12 protein-coding genes are annotated in these 15705 nt (G+C 56.7%); 7 read left to right on the forward strand and 5 right to left on the reverse strand.

Annotated features, from left to right (window positions below):
* Positions 1-112: 112 nt before the first annotated feature.
* On the reverse strand, positions 113-2245 hold the full coding sequence (uvrB, locus tag HMPREF2787_RS06925) for an excinuclease ABC subunit UvrB (protein WP_016422912.1): 2133 nt from the start codon (positions 2243-2245) through the stop codon (positions 113-115).
* A 412-nt stretch (positions 2246-2657) separates the two neighbouring features.
* Between uvrB and HMPREF2787_RS06930 the strand changes: the two genes are divergently transcribed.
* The 6 genes from HMPREF2787_RS06930 (at position 2658) to HMPREF2787_RS06955 (ending at position 8193) form a co-directional block, all read left to right on the forward strand.
* Positions 2658-3539 (forward strand): type IV toxin-antitoxin system AbiEi family antitoxin domain-containing protein, encoded by an 882-nt coding sequence (locus HMPREF2787_RS06930; RefSeq protein ID WP_069359792.1) that lies wholly within the window; start codon positions 2658-2660, stop codon positions 3537-3539.
* A 69-nt stretch (positions 3540-3608) separates the two neighbouring features.
* The gene (locus HMPREF2787_RS06935) at positions 3609-4577 is read left to right on the forward strand and encodes an ABC transporter ATP-binding protein (RefSeq protein WP_005511996.1); all 969 of its coding nucleotides are present in this window, start codon (positions 3609-3611) and stop codon (positions 4575-4577) included.
* A 24-nt stretch (positions 4578-4601) separates the two neighbouring features.
* Entirely contained in the window at positions 4602-5450 is an 849-nt protein-coding gene (locus HMPREF2787_RS06940) for an ABC transporter permease (protein ID WP_048732182.1), read from the forward strand.
* Between the two features lie 117 nt (positions 5451-5567).
* A complete protein-coding gene (locus HMPREF2787_RS06945; protein ID WP_070858870.1) occupies positions 5568-6812 on the forward strand; it encodes a sensor histidine kinase in 1245 nt (414 codons plus the stop codon).
* The gene (locus HMPREF2787_RS06950) at positions 6809-7405 is read left to right on the forward strand and encodes a response regulator transcription factor (RefSeq protein WP_048732178.1); all 597 of its coding nucleotides are present in this window, start codon (positions 6809-6811) and stop codon (positions 7403-7405) included. Before HMPREF2787_RS06945 ends, HMPREF2787_RS06950 begins: the two co-directional genes overlap by 4 nt.
* An 80-nt stretch (positions 7406-7485) precedes the next feature.
* A complete protein-coding gene (locus HMPREF2787_RS06955) occupies positions 7486-8193 on the forward strand; it encodes a hypothetical protein (RefSeq protein WP_016422918.1) in 708 nt (235 codons plus the stop codon).
* Here the strand turns inward: HMPREF2787_RS06955 and mprF are convergent.
* Complete coding sequence (mprF, locus tag HMPREF2787_RS06960; protein WP_070603156.1) at positions 8186-10771, reverse strand: bifunctional lysylphosphatidylglycerol flippase/synthetase MprF; 2586 nt, start codon at positions 10769-10771, stop codon at positions 8186-8188. The genes HMPREF2787_RS06955 and mprF overlap by 8 nt on opposite strands.
* Before the next feature lie 92 nt (positions 10772-10863).
* Positions 10864-12249, reverse strand: a complete 1386-nt coding sequence (locus HMPREF2787_RS06965) for an alpha/beta hydrolase (protein ID WP_070858871.1) — start codon at positions 12247-12249, stop codon at positions 10864-10866.
* A 193-nt stretch (positions 12250-12442) separates the two neighbouring features.
* Here HMPREF2787_RS06965 and HMPREF2787_RS06970 point away from each other — a divergent pair, with 193 nt between their 5' ends.
* The gene (locus HMPREF2787_RS06970) at positions 12443-13657 is read left to right on the forward strand and encodes an aminotransferase class I/II-fold pyridoxal phosphate-dependent enzyme (protein WP_070603154.1); all 1215 of its coding nucleotides are present in this window, start codon (positions 12443-12445) and stop codon (positions 13655-13657) included.
* Here the strand turns inward: HMPREF2787_RS06970 and coaE are convergent.
* Together coaE and HMPREF2787_RS06980 are read right to left on the reverse strand one after the other, a co-directional pair.
* Entirely contained in the window at positions 13587-14231 is a 645-nt protein-coding gene (gene coaE, locus HMPREF2787_RS06975; RefSeq protein ID WP_070603151.1) for a dephospho-CoA kinase, read from the reverse strand. The two genes, HMPREF2787_RS06970 and coaE, sit on opposite strands and share 71 nt — an antisense overlap.
* A 33-nt stretch (positions 14232-14264) precedes the next feature.
* A complete protein-coding gene (locus tag HMPREF2787_RS06980) occupies positions 14265-15356 on the reverse strand; it encodes a glutathione S-transferase family protein (RefSeq protein ID WP_231367199.1) in 1092 nt (363 codons plus the stop codon).
* Positions 15357-15705: the final 349 nt, after the last annotated feature.

Consider the following 15705-nt stretch of genomic DNA (forward strand, 5'->3'; position numbering starts at 1 on the left):
GAAGTTGCATTAAAACAGTTCATCGTGCGTAACGCCGTCGTTGCCCCGAACCCACTGGCCAGAGCCACTTTCGCGAATACACTGTTTTACTTCCCACAACAGTAGCAAAAAACTACTCGACACCGGCCTCAATCATCCCCTTAAGTTCCTTCTTGAGGTCGAAAATCTCATCGCGCAAGCGCCCCGCGAGCTCGAACTTCAACTCTCGCGCAGCCGCGGCCATCTGCTCCGACAGGTCCGCGATAAGCGCCTCGAGCTCAGCCCTCGGCATCTGCTTACCGCTGGCACCATCGGCCGCGCCCGAGCCGTCGGCACGCGAGAGCAGCGCATCAGCGGCCGCACCGGTCTTGCCTTCGTAATCGGTGTCAGCGTTGTCGTAGACCTGATCCAGAATGTCCGCGATCTTCTTGCGCAGCGGCTGCGGATCGATGCCATGCTCGGTGTTGTACGCAATCTGCTTTTCGCGGCGGCGCTCCGTCTCGTCGATGGCGAACCGCATGGAATCGGTGATCTTGTCGGCGTACATGTGCACCTCGCCGGAGACGTTTCGCGCGGCACGACCAATCGTCTGAATCAACGAGCGCTCCGAACGCAGGAACCCCTCCTTATCGGCGTCGAGGATTGCCACCAGCGAAACCTCGGGCAGGTCGAGGCCCTCGCGCAGCAGGTTAATGCCGACCAGCACGTCGTACTCGCCGAGCCGCAACTGTCGCAGCAGCTCAACGCGCTTGAGCGTATCCACATCCGAGTGCATGTACCGCACCTGCACACCATTTTCGAGCAGGTAGTCGGTCAGGTCCTCCGCCATCTTCTTCGTCAGGGTGGTCACGAGAACGCGCTCGTCACGCTCGGTGCGCTTTCGGATCTCGCCGATCAGATCATCAATCTGCCCCTCAGTAGGCTTAACGACGATCTTGGGGTCCACCAGCCCAGTCGGACGAATGACCTGCTCCACATACTCTCCACCGGTCTTTTCGAGCTCATAGTCACCCGGCGTTGCGGACATGAACACGACCTGGCCCACGCGGGCATCGAATTCGTCGAACGTCAGCGGGCGGTTATCCAGCGCCGATGGGAGGCGGAAACCGAAGTCGACGAGGTTGCGCTTACGGGAAGCGTCGCCCTCGAACATGCCGCCAATCTGTGGCACGGTGACGTGCGACTCATCGATGATGGTGAGGAAGTCCTCCGGGAAATAGTCAATGAGCGTCGCGGGGGCCGAGCCCGGCGCGCGACCATCGATGTGGCGCGAGTAGTTCTCAATGCCGGAGCAGAAGCCGACCTGTTCAATCATTTCGAGGTCGTACTCCGTGCGCATGCGCAGACGCTGTGCTTCCAGCAACTTGCCCCGGTTTTCCAGATCCGCCAGGCGTTCGGCGAGTTCGGCCTTGATGTCCGCGACGGCCCGTTCCATGCGCTCCGGGCCGGCGACGTAGTGCGTAGCAGGGAAAATGCGCAGCTCCGGGACTTGGTCGATGACGTCGCCCGTGACTGGATTGAGGTAGTACAGCGAATCAATCTCGTCGCCGAAGAACTCCACCCGCACGGCCTTTTCTTCGTAGGCCGGGATGATGTCGACCACGTCACCTTTTACTCGGAAGGTGCCGCGGGTAAAGGCAATGTCATTGCGGGCATACTGAATGTCCACCAAAAGGCGCAGGAACTGGTCGCGGTCGACTTCCTCTCCCTCCTTCAGCCACACCGAACGGTCGAGGTAGGACTGCGGGGTACCCAGGCCATAGATGCACGAAACAGAGCTGACGACGACTACGTCGCGACGCGACAGCAGCGCTGAAGTAGCCGAGTGGCGCAGTCGCTCCACGTCCTCGTTGATGGAGGAATCCTTTTCAATATAGGTATCGGTCTGCGCGATATAGGCCTCGGGTTGGTAGTAGTCGTAGTACGAAACGAAGTACTCGACCGCGTTGTTTGGCAGCAGGCTGCGGAGCTCATTGGCCAGCTGGGCCGCCAGCGTCTTGTTCGGTGCCATGACGAGGGTTGGCCGCTGCACCTTTTCGATCAACCACGCTGCGGTGGCTGACTTACCGGTACCCGTGGCACCCATCAGAACGACCTCGCGCTCGCCTCTATCTAGGCGCTCCGACAGTTCCGCGATTGCCTGCGGCTGGTCGCCCGACGGTTCGAATTCACTGATGACCTCGAAGTTTCCCTCAGCGCGCTCGACTTCACCGACGGGCCGGAACTCCGAGTGTGCGAGGACGGGTTGCTCTGCTGCAAATGCCATAGTTCCCAGCGTAGCGAAGGCTGTCTTGAAAGCGGCTGGTTACGTTACTTCCTGGGGCTTTGGGCTATCCAGGGCTGGGGCCCAGGGCTGGGGTCCAGAGCCTAGGAGCGGCTGTCGAGTTCCGGACCAACATTAAAATCGGCACAGATTTGGACAAGGCTGGCATAAAGTCGGTGCCAGGCCAGCAAAGGCGGGTTCCGCTTCACCAGCTGGCCCTTAGTGCGCAGCGGCTGGCTCGTGGTGAAGCGCAAGCCGTCTTATCGATGGTCCACGGCTGCGAGGCTGCGAGGCTGCAAGGCTGCGAGGCTGCGGGAGGCCTGGGTTATCCACACCCTGAAAGTTGTCCACAGATTGGACACGGAGCCTCTCTCACAGAAAATCCCCTGGGCCGCAAAAGCTTAGAGTCCCGACCATGGGAAGTTTCACCACGGCCGAGTTGCGTGCACTCGGCATCGGAGAGAAAAAGACCAGAGCCCTCCTACAACAAGGCAGGCTAACTAAATTGGTACGAGGCCTCTACATTGACGACCACTCTCCCGCCTCAGTCGCCCGAGCAATCACGGGGCATTACAAAAGCATTGCGCTAAGCGGTAAAAGCGCAGCTCAAATCCACTTGAGACTTCCCCTGACACTTCCTATCCAGGCAGAGGGCGCGGGATCAGTTCAGGCCGAGACCTTCTCCATTAGGCACAGTCGTCTGCCGGCCTACACCGACATCAATGGCCTCCCAGTTGTCGAAGCACTCTGGGCAGCACGAGCTTCAAAAGACTATGCACGCAGAATCCTGGAAACACACTACGCCGGCCGGGGCGGCGAGAAGCGACTCAACCACGACCTCAGCCGGATGCGGAAAGTCCCCGCATGGCTGCGTGAAACCATCACCACCACGCCGATTGGCTCATGCAGCGAACTCGAGCGCAAGCTGGCCCGTCCACTAATCAAGCGCGGGTACCGCATCCGAATGAACCAGTACATCGGCCCCTACTGCTTCGACATCCTGCTTGACCAGTGGAAAATAGCCATCGAAGTTGACTCAGAGAAGTACCACGCCAACGAGGACTCGTTCATCACAGATCGCTGGAAGACCAACTCCGGCACGCTGCACGGCTGGATAATCCTAAGGTTCACAGACTCATGCATCAATTGGAATCTCGACAGCGTCCTCGACGAAATCGAGCAGGCAATCCGATGGGTACAAAAGCGCCGTCCCCGCGTGGACTATAAACCAGGATGGCCTGCCTGCCAGAAAGTCTGGGAGTGGAATCCAACGGTTGGCTACGCCAACAAGCAATGACACCTGTCATGGGCAATTCGTGACACCACCTATACGTCCATACCTCTAATCCGCGCTGAACTTGGAACTATGAATCCGGACGTAATTCTCGAGTTCTCCAATATCACCAAGCAATTCAGCAAAGGCCAGGTAACCGCACTCGATGATGTCAGCGCCACCGTCCGCCGCGGTGAGGTCGTCGCCATCCTCGGTGAAAACGGCGCAGGCAAAACCACACTTATCGATCTCATCCTCGGCCTGACCACACCCACCGCCGGCCGCATCGAAGTCAACGGCCAATCATCCAGGAACGCGGTCAATGCTCAGCAGGTCGGCGCTATCTTGCAGACGGGCGGTTTGCTTCCCGACGTAACGGTCGAGGACACACTCAAGATGATTGCCAGTGGCTATTCGGAGCATGTGGCGTTGGCGGACGTCGTAAAGCAAGCGCGGCTGGAACCCTTGCTGAAGCGGAAAGTCGGTAAGTGCTCGGGCGGTGAGCAGCAGCGATTGAAGTTTGCGTTGGCCCTGCTCGGTGATCCGGAGTTGATTGTGTTGGATGAGCCGACAGCGGGGATGGATCCGAGTGCGCGGCGCAATTTTTGGGCGGATATTCATGCCCGGGCGGAGCGTGGCACGACGGTGTTGTTCACCACGCATTACATGGATGAGGCGGAGGATTTTTCGAAGCGAATCATCATGCTGCACAAAGGGCGTATCATGGCGGACTTGGATACGCCGAGCATGCTTGCGCTGAGTAAATCAGTGCTGGTTGAGGCTAATTTTCCGGGTGCGGCACCGGAGCTTTCAGAGCGCACTGAGGTCGATGAGGTCACCTGGTTGAGTAGCGCTGCTGGGGAACCGGCCGGGACCAGTAGGCGCGTGCGGCTGCGGACACGGGATTCGGACTCACTGCTTCGTCACTTGGTAACGGAGACGGATGCGACCGACTTCACGGTCCAGCGCGCGAAGCTTGATGACATTTTCATTTCTATGCAGCGTGACGCAGATGTTGCAGCTGATGCCACGCCCGATGTCGCCGTGGCTGCTGGGAACTAAAGGAAATAACTGGAAAGGATTGCCATGACGTACACCGCGACTGAAACTTCGTCCGACATACCCGGCGCGACTGCTGGTACCAGCGCAACAAAGCTAACCGAATCCCACGGCCTGTCGACATACATCGCCATTCAGATCAAACGCTATCTGTCCGACTGGTCGAACCTGTTCTTCTCCATCGGCCTGCCCATCTTGTTCTTTCTGGTGTTCGGTGCCTCGCTCGACCGCGGCGGCGATGCCTTCCCTCACGGCAATGTCACCGCCTACGTGATGATTGGCATGGCTATTTACGGCGGCGTCACAGCAGCGGTGGCCAGCGCCGGACAAACGATTATGGAGCAAACCACGGGATGGGGTCGCCAGCTTGCGCTGACACCAATGTCGACGTCGCGTATTGTACTAAGCCAGGCAATTCTGGTGCTCTTCGCCGCAGTGTTGCCGATTGCGGCAATGTATCTTCTCGGCCTCGTCATCGGCACCGAGATGGAGCCACGGGCCTGGATTGTCAGCTTCATTCTCTGTGTTGTAACCTGTCTGCCGTTTGGTTTCTACGGCTATGCCTGGGCACTGCTGCTGCCGAAGCCGTCAGCGCTCAGTATCGCGTCGGGCTCGATTGTCGTGCTGTCTTACCTCGGCAACCTCTTTATCCCGATGCAGGGCGCGTTGCTGGCAATCAGCCGCTTCACGCCGCTGTTCGGTTCTGTGACTCTGTCGAGGTATCCGCTGACCGCAGGTCTTACTCCCAGCACGGATACTGGTGCAGGACTCTACACCGAGCCACTGTGGGTGCCCATTGTCAATGTTGCAGTTTGGAGCATCCTGCTAATCGGCTTCTGCATATATCTGAACAAGCGCGAGAAGTCGCGGCTGTAAATAACGCGGCGAAACACGGCTAGATAGCAAACCCAAGCGATAGCCATCGCCTCCATCTAACCTGTGACTAACGAGACCAACTTCCCTCTGCCACCGACCGAGACCGCCTAGGCATCTATGACAACCACTTTGCGACGCAGCTTCAGCCATCCTTTCCAGGGATTCCATGTCTACTCCGCACTGTCGGCTGGCATCTGGATTGTGGTTTTACCCTTCGTCTTCTTCGGTTTCGGCGCCGAAAAGGTCGCTCAGATAACTGCGCTGATTGTCAGCTTTGCGCTGGTGTACATCTTCATCTGGGGCTCACTTCACTACTATCCTCGCGGCTGGTTGCAACGAGCTCGCAACATACTTGCCCTGTGCATAGTCGCAGCGTTCGGCCTGCTCTCCATCCCGCTTGTGGGAAACGGCGCCAGCGCATTCCTGCCATTTGTCGCAGCATTGCTCAGTTGGATGCTGCCCATCATCCCCGCCATCCTCAGCATTGGCGTGCTCGGCGCAACAATCGTTACCATTAGTCATTTCTTGGCTCCGGAAAGCGGTCTCATCTTACCCATCGATGCCCTGTTTTGGGCCGTCGTTGTCTGCTGCGTTGTTCAACTCAGCAGGTTCTCCCAGGAACGAGCCCAGCTCAACCAGGAAATTGAGCTCAGCCAGCAGCGCGACTCCATCGCCCGCGATGTCCACGACGTGCTGGGCCATTCGCTGACGGTCATCTCGCTCAAATCTGAAGTCGCGCGGCGTTTGGTCCACACCAACCCCGATGCCGCCGCTGCCGAACTCGAGGCCATCACCGCTCTGTCGCGCACATCGCTTGCCGAAGTCCGCTCAACAGTCACACGCATGCGCCAGCCGGATCTCGCAGGCGAGCTCGCCGCCGCCGCGCGGGCATTCCACACCGCACACATTGAGGCTTCACTTCCCGACGATTCCAGCGGTGTAACCACCAATGCGAAACTCTTCTCCTGGGTGATTCGCGAGGCCACCACCAATATCATTCGGCATTCTGAGGCGAAGAATGTCTCAATCGAACTCACACCATCCAGCGTGGAAATCATCGACGATGGCATCGGCTTCGACATTTCCGACCTAGGCTGCGATTCCTCCGCGGCTACCACGGGCGAAGGCCAAACTGTCGCCGCTGGTGGATTGGCTGGGCTGAAGCAGCGTGTCCAGGATGCTGGCGGTGACCTCATTATCGAGTCCGCACCAGGTCGCGGCACTCGCCTTGTGGCCACGATGACGCAGTCACGCTTGCAGCGCTCGCACCGCTCCCACCACGCGGGCCGTTCATCCACCACAAGCTCCAAAAACCACCTCACTGACACAACCGTCACCGAATATGCGCGGGAGAATAGATGATTCGCGTTCTCATAGCTGATGATCAGCACCTAGTTCGAGGGGCTTTAAAGGCTCTACTGGAAACCGAACCGGACTTGGACATCGTGGCTGAAGCCGCCGACGGCATTGAAACAACGCAAAAAGTCACCGAGCAGGACGTCGATGTCGCGCTTATTGACATCGAAATGCCGCGCCTCAACGGCATTGACACCATCGCGAAAATTTCTGACCACTGCCGCTGCCTCGTCGTCACTACTTTTGCTCGCCCCGGCTACCTCAAACGCGCACTTCAGGCCGGTGCCAGCGGATTCCTGGCAAAGGACACGCCTCCTGAGCAGCTCGCAGAAGCTATTCGACGCGTCCACTCCGACCTCCGAGTCATCGATCCGGCCTTGGCCGAGGCCTCACTTTTCACGGCCGACTCTCCCCTGACCGACCGCGAAGTCGAGATCGCTCGACTGATTCTCCAAGGCGCTGATACGGGCACAATCGCCGGCCAGCTCTTCATTGCCAAGGGCACGGTGCGCAATCAGGTGTCGTCAATTATCACGAAGACGAATACCTCAAACCGCGTCGAGGCCGCGAAAACTGCTCGCGACAATGGTTGGCTCTAGAAAACAGGTCGAAATACCGCCCTGATTTTCATCGAATCGTTATTACTTTCATAGTGCGAAAACTCCCTACTGCCCACTGCGTGACGCCTACGAACACCCACCACACCTTTGCTTCACGACGTGCACTCATCGCCGGTATCCTCGCCACAACCGCATTGACCTTCACCGCCTGCTCTCAAAACGACGGCGCAGTAACTAGCCAATCGGCAGCTGACACCGCCACCATGACTCAGACTGACGGCAACGCATCAAACGCAAACTCAGAGAATAGGCCGAACCCAACCGGCTCAAACTCTGATGCTGGCGGCAGCAATAACGGTGGCGCTGCCGGAAACTCCGACGACACCTCCGACGATGCAAATTCTTCCGAGACGGCCCCATCACAAAATGGTGGACAAACCAATGGGGATACCGAAACCACGTCTTCGTCGTCAAGCGAAAATGCAGACATCGGCCAGGCGATGAGGGACATCATTTACAGCAACTCGTCGCCGGGGACCACGTTTACCGGGGGCGAGGAGATGACTGTTTACGTGTATGGCGATGGTTACCGCACGAATCTGGTCGTTGCCGGGCCGAATACCAGCTGTGAGTTTACCACCGAGGTCTTCCATCAGCAGACCGACGGTCTCAACGCCACCGCTGATAACATTCGCGATAATTTGAAGCCGAATATTCAGGCAACGAGCCCTGCGACCGGCCAGACCTACGATGTCAGCTGCGGCACGCAGGGCGATGGTGTCGTGGCGTGCAGCGGCGGAAACGACGCACGGATTTATATCAATTAGCGTTGATTGCCATTTCGGGAGCAGGCATTTCGTCTTCACTCGTTGACAGCGCAATTGCTGAATACTGCCCTGGCCGATTGATCAGTTTCGACAGACTTGCGGTAATGGCAGGCAACGATTTCACATCGGTGTAGGTCAAGTATCGAGACTTCCATACAGGCTTGAACTTTTCCTTGTAATTACGCAGCCCGCGGAAGTTATAAATCCGGCCTCCGTAGTTGTACACCAGATAGATGGTTTTTTCGCTGAGCCTGGAATGCGGCCGCGCACCGGTATTCGACATTGGTGCCATACCAAAGTTGAACTCGGTATATCCACGGTCTTTTGCCCATTCCATCAGATTCACGAAAATGCCATCCATCACTCCATCTGGAGCATCAGGTCGAATGCGCATCAAATCCACTGACGCAACCCTTTGCCCTTGCGGCATTATCGAAGCAAATCCTTCGACACGGTCTGAATCCGCCGATCGAACAACTGCAATCGGTGCACGTGACAGATAATTCTCATCAAAGAAACCGAGCGAGAAGCTCATTTCCGTGCGTTTTCCGAGCCACTCCTGCGATGCGTCTCGCAATTCCGTAATGAGGTCTGGGCTGTACGGTGCCTCGGCAATTTCAAAAGTACAACCAGAGCTTTCTAACTTGTTGTACATACGTCGGAACGTCTTGCCCTTATTACCGACTCGGGTGAAACCCGAAATATCAACCGTCGCATCTTCACCGAGTTTGACCAGGCTCATGCCCTCATTTACACATCGAGCCAAATGGTCTTCGCCCACTTCATAGAATGCGACCGAGCACTGAAAGGTATCCGCATAGTCAATAAAGTCCGCGAACAGTTGATTGAAGGCATCCGGGTCGCCGAATGGATCACCGAGTGCAATCAAGGTCGTGCCATGGGGGCGGTACAGCAACGCTGCACGGTCCGCACCATTTCGCTTATCGACGGTAAAGAAAACCTGCTTATCGCCTAGGTAATACAGATGCGAAAAAGCATTCCCGCCCCATTTTTCAATCAGGGCCTCGAATCGACGTGTCTGCTCTTCGTTTGGGGCTTCGAACTCCGGAGCGCGACAGCGAGAAAACAATACTGCAATTGCCACAGCACATGCGAGCATTACGTAGAAAAGAACCATTGGCCAGTGAGTATTGGCATGCGGGGATGGTGCGGGTACATTGACCACCTTATTTACCCGAAGCGCATGCCAACTCGAAAGAACGATTGGAATAGCAATCGCCAGAGCTGCCGTTGGTACGAAACTACTCCACTTTAATGGGAGTGGATCTCGATCAAACGCACTGCGAGACGCGAATAGTGCAAGTGCAAAGACCCCAAGATAAATAGCCTCTTCGTAGTCGATTCCGCGCACTAGACACGCAACCGCTGCCACCCCAAGCAGCACTAAAACCAGCTGGTAGCAGCGTCTGACTCGTTGGTTAATTCCGCGAGCCAAGATAAGCAACATGACGGCGATAAACAGCACTGTCAAATGCGATGCACGCCGGACAGTGCTCGGCAAAACTTCTTCGATAATCCGAATACGTGAAGCAATTTCAGGTGTCAGCGCCGAAACAAAGAGCAAAAGACTAGAGAAAACGGTGATAACTGCGAGTATCCGAGCCATGACACGGTGCGGAAAATCGGACTCGAGTTCTTTCACGCTGTCGGAGACCCAAAAGACCGCCGCCAGCAGCCACGGAACGATGTAATAGAAAACGCGGTACAGTACAAGGCCAAGCAGAATATGGTTAGTGTCGAGGCCAACTTTGGCGCACAGCGCAAACACTGTGAGGTCGAAGCTACCAGCTCCTGCAGGCAGGAAAGATAGCAATCCGGCCAGAGTGGCGGTTGCAAAAATAAAGATAGCAATCGGGAGTGAAAACTCCGGTGTGAACACCCGAACGCATACCCAGAAGAACAGCCCAGCTGCTGCCCAATCAACGACTGAGGTGCCGAGAAGATACCACTTTTCCCGCTTTCCTATCTGCGCAAAAGTCGTTTTTCTTAAATCAATTACGCCAAGTTTAAATCTATCCGCTAAGAAAAACAGCGGCAGATAAAAACATGAGATTATGGCGACGACAATTAACCAGCCATCGAAATGCACTGCGTACGGCAACGTTATTGCCAACATTACGAATAACCCGAGTAGGTTGGCAGCCCACACACTTGCCGAAACACCAATGGACTTACCTCGGTCCGCACCCGCCCAGGTATAGTATTTCGCACGGATTGTACCTCCGGTGAGCCCACCGAATCCGGCGAAATTATTAAAGGCCTGCGCAATCCAGCCAATCTTCAATGCTTCGCGTGGCGACACCTCCACACCGGCATATTTGGAGGCGACCAAGTCGTAGAGTCCCGTCGCACTGAACGCAATCAGACCTAACACCATGATGATTGCGTTTACGTGCATCGACGTATCAGCAAAAATTTCTCGAAGTTGGCTTCCTGAAATGGCGGCAAACTGGCCACGAGCCACAAGCACGATAATGGAGATTATCGCGATATAGAAAACAATCTTTAAGATTTTTCCGTGCGCCTTAAGCCACTGGTACAAGGATTGCATCGTCATACCTTTAACTCCGATCTTTAATTTCGCAGATGATCTAAACCAGACAGCCATACTTTTGATGGCCGCATCGAGAAAAATAGTGTTCTTGTGTTCTAGTGGCTTTGCGCCCGGATAAGATTCATTTTCTCCGCAAGCCAGGGGAGCTCGTCGTCAAGCGCGCGATCCCACACTTTCCATTCGTGCGTACCGGAATAGGTGCGCTCTTGGACGTCCATTCCCTGTTCCCGTCCGGCTCGGCAGACTTTCCACAGCCCTTCGATGACATCTTTAGATTCCTCATCGCCTATGGAACAGAATGCGGAATAACCTGTGAAGTCTTCGCCAGAAGCGAAAATCGATAACGGATTATTTGCCTCAAACGTGGCCTTGTCGCCACCAAAGCCCTTCTCGATTGTCGTCTCAAGGTTGTGCAGATTTGGGAACTCCTCGCCTGACATGTCCAGCACGGTACGATACGGGCCTCCCTTACGGCTGAGAACTTGCATCGCGCAGGTACCACCATTGGACAATCCACCTACTGCCCACGACTGCGGTCGAGTATCTACTTGGAAATGTTGCTCCAACCACGCCGGTACGTCATGTTCCAAATAGGTTGCGACCGCCCCATTTTCAGTGTCGGAGCAGAGCGGATTCTTGAAGCTCGAAGATAGCTGATCAACTATCGCCACAATCGGCGCCAAACCATTGTGTTGCTCAGCAAAGCGATCCATAGTATTTTTCAGGTCGCCGTTTACCAGCCAATCCTTCGACGTACCCGGCTGTCCTGGCATCAGTACAAGCACAGGCAGCAGAGGACGAGGTCGAGCGAAATAGGCAGCTGGAACATAGATAATGGAGGAGCGCGGAGAGAAGTTAGTAGCAGGGATATCGGCTTGAACGAGAACGCTACTATCAGTACCTATATTTTCGGCTTGGCGTGGCCGCCACCGTTGTTCCAAAGATGTTTGTTTTGCCGACTCACTGTCACCGGGACGATAAACATCCGCGACCGGCGCGAGCCCATCTACCTCGCCAAAAGCCTGCACTTTGCCTGGTCCGCGTAGCACCTGGGCCAAGTTTGCATACGTGCCATAGTGAATATTGGGAACGGCATAGGCGCCGAGTACTGATAATGAGCAGACGAGAAGACCCGCAATGATGCGCCTAGGCTTCTTGGAAAACGCAATTACAACTAGAGCAACGATGCCGGACAAGCCAGATGCGAATGGTCCGAAAACTTCAATACCGATGTAGTCCGGGATCGGTCGCCACACCTTATTAAGCACATACCAGCCGATGGTGCTCACCACAGAGACAGCCACTACAATCGCGCAAACTTGAATCAGTCCCGATTTTCTAGAGCTGTTCCCCTTTGCAACCAGCCAAAGGAGAAACCCGAGAGTCAGCAGCATTAGTATAACTGCGATAATTTCTGGAACTCTGCCACGCAGCTGTACCAATTTGGCAGCCTCAAGGGCGTACCATGACCAATCTTGCATGCGGTAAAGATTATTTTTTAAAAGGAAGAGAATGCACAGAATATCTGAAGCTTTTATCTAGAATTGTCGCTTCGATTTGTAGCGCTCAGAGATGGCACGCCAAAGCTGGTGTACACAGCTTCGCGGACTGACGACCATCACATCCTGCAGCTTCATGCTTCGAACTCATGAGATTCCACCTACAGTAAATACCATGACTGTTTCCCGCTTGCGCCCCTTCGGCGAGACCATCTTCGCCACCATGTCCCGCCTCGCTACCGAGCACGAGGCAATCAATCTTGGGCAGGGCTTCCCCGATTGGGATGGGCCGGCGGAGGTGCTCGCGGAGGCGCGACATCAGATAGCTGGAGGAAACAACCAGTACGGCCCCGGCCGCGGCATGAAGGTGCTCCGCGAGGCTATCGTCGCCGATCGCGCCCGCCGCACGGGGCAGGTCTACGACGCCGACGCCGAATGCCTCGTCACGGTCGGCGCCACGGAGGCGATTGCCGCCACCGCCTTGGGGCATCTCGAACCCGGCAGCCACGTCATCGTCATCGAGCCGTACTACGACTCGTACAAAGCCGCCATCGCACTGGCTAACTGCACATATACCGCGGTGCCGCTCATCCCCGCAGCTTCCGGCACGGCACGCTCCTGGTCGCTCGACCGCAGCGCGCTTGCCGATGCCGTCACCGCCAAAACGGCCATGATCATCATCAATTCGCCGCACAACCCCACCGGCACCGTCCTCGCGGACGAGGACTTGCAGGCCATCGCCGATGTCGCCATCGCAAACCATCTACTCGTGCTTGCCGACGAAGTCTACGAACGCCTGTACTTCAACGGATTGTCACACTCTTCCATCAGCGCTCTGCCCGGCATGCGCGAGCGGACCATTGTCGTGTCCAGTGCCGCAAAAACCTTCAACGTCACCGGCTGGAAGATTGGCTGGACGCTCACCCCGACCGAGCTACTCGATGGCGTGGTTAAAGCCAAGCAGTTCTTGAGCTATGTCGGTGCCACTCCCCTTCAGCCAGCCGTCGCCCGTGGCCTGCAGGAATGCGCACCGTGGGTGGACGAACTGGCGGGGCAGCTCGAGGGCAACATGCGGCTCCTCGCCGATGGCTTGGAGGGCCTTGGCGCCGATGTCTTCACGCCGCAGGCGGGGTATTTTGTCGTCGCCGATGTCTCGAGCTGGGGGCTTGGCGACGCCCTGGAGACCTGCACCCGGCTGGTCAAAGAATGCCGCGTCGCAGCCATCCCCGTCACCGCTTTTGTGGATGACCCAGAGTCAGAAAAGTACCGCTACCTGGTACGGTTCGCTTTCTGCAAGCGCGCCGAGGTGATTGAGGAGGCTATTGCGCGGCTACGGGATTATCTTGCTGCCCGGCCTGCAGCTGGCGAATCTGATTCAGCGGCTGAATAATCCGCTCCCAAATCCGGTCGACCTGGCGCACGAGGTCCTCCTCGGTGCCTGAGTTTTCCAGAACCACGTCGGCGAACTGCAGGCGCTTATCATCGCTGATTTGCTTAGCGATGCGCTGCTTCGCATCCTCTCGGTCTACACCGCGGCTTTCCACCAGACGGTCGAGACGGACCTCCACCGGGGTATGCACAACCACGACGAGGTCTTGCGCTTCCGACTGCCCCATTTCAATCAACAGCGGAGAGTCAAAAACAATGATGGCGTCACCTGCCGCGTTGAACTGCTCTTCGGTGCGCTGCTCAATACGCGGGTGGGTAATGGAGTTCAGCAGCTCCGTCTTCTCCGCTGATACGAAGGCCCGCTTCGCAAGTTCGCCGCGATTGAGGGAGCCGTCGTCAAGCAAAATGCCCTCGCCGAAAGCTTCGGCGAGTTCGGCCAGCGCCGGTTCCCCGGGTTCGACGACATCGCGAGCGATCTGATCAGCGTCGATGATGACGGCACCGAGCTCGGCAAACCTACGGGCGACCGTAGATTTCCCACTGCCCATGCCACCGGTTAGTCCTACTTTGAGCATGTCTCTAAGGGTACGTGGACACGCCCCCGCACGTTAGTGCTTTACGACGAGATCCTCGATGCGGTGACCCTCTTCAACGGGATCTGGGTTGACTGGGGCCGGGGCGGTGCCGTTACCGAATGGGCTGCCACCAAGGGCCTCACGGCCGTGCGGCTGGAGCAGGTCAGAGAGCTCCGGCCCCTTCGGGACAATCCCTAAAGGATTGAGGTCGCGATGGACTTCGTAGTAGTGGCGCTTGATATCGACGAAGTCAGTGGTGTCGCCGAAGCCCGGAGTCTGAAAGAGATCACGCAGGTAGTTGTATAGAACCGGCATCTCGGAGATCTTGCTCCGGTTGCACTTGAAGTGGCCGTGGTAGACGGCATCGAAGCGGATGAGGGTTGTGTAAAGGCGAATGTCGGCCTCAGTGATGTGGTCGCCCATGAGGTAACGGCGGGTCTCCAAGCGCTCAGAAACCTTGTCTAGGGCATTGAACAGCCGGTCGTAAGCCTTGTCGTAGGAGTCCTGCGAGCCTGCGAAACCACAGCGGTAGACGCCGTTGTTGATCTCGGTGTAGATGAACTGCATAAGCTCATCCATTTCCTCGCGCATCTCCACCGGGTAAAGATCCGGGGCGCCTTCGCGGTGGAACTCGGTCCACTCGGTAATGAAGTCCAAGGTGATCCAGGGAAAGTCATTGGTCACGACCTCGCCCGACTCGATCTCGACGATGGCCGGAACAGTAATGCCGCGCTGGTAGTCCGGGAAACGCTTGAGGAATGCCTCCTGGAGGCGCTCGTAGCCTAGTACTTCGTCACGGCCACCTGGTCCCTTGTCGAATGCCCAGGAGCGGGCATCGTGCACTGGCCCTGGAATTCCGACTGAAATTGCATCTTCCAAGCCGAGCAACCTGCGAACAATAAGCGTGCGGTGTGCCCATGGGCACGCGCGAGCCGCGATGAGGCGGTAGCGACCGGCTTCAACGGGCCACGTCTTAATCCCCTCGCCTACTTCGCGACCATCCTTAACAATCCGGTCATTGATATAGCGGGTGTCGCGGTTAAAGTCTTTGCCCTCCTGGGAGTACACACCACCGGTGGAGTGGGAGGAATCCTCTACGTGATTGGCCTGATTCTTTGTTGTCATGTCACCAATCATATGGGCAGAAAGATAGGCTGTCAACGGCAGTAAAGACCGCCAGAGCCACCAAAATCGACAGGACCACCGGGGCATTAGAGTCATTAGGGCCATTAGGACGGCTTGCGCTTCGCCAGTAGCCGGTTACTGTGCAGCAAACTACTTCTGGTGAAGCGTAAGCCCGCCCTAGGCAACAGCGGTGCCCCCTTCATGGCCCAAAGCTCCATCACCCGGACCAAAGATGCAGCAAGCCCCCAAGCCGCCGCTATAAGAACAAGGCCGAGCAGGTGCCCGTCGTAAAGCAAAGAAGGCACGAAAAAGCCCCAGCGAGGAAAACCTCGCCGGGGCAATTTCTCAA

Origin of the sequence: Corynebacterium sp. HMSC061H03, from assembly GCF_001838215.1 — a bacterium.
In the GTDB taxonomy this organism is placed as follows: domain Bacteria; phylum Actinomycetota; class Actinomycetes; order Mycobacteriales; family Mycobacteriaceae; genus Corynebacterium; species Corynebacterium jeikeium_D.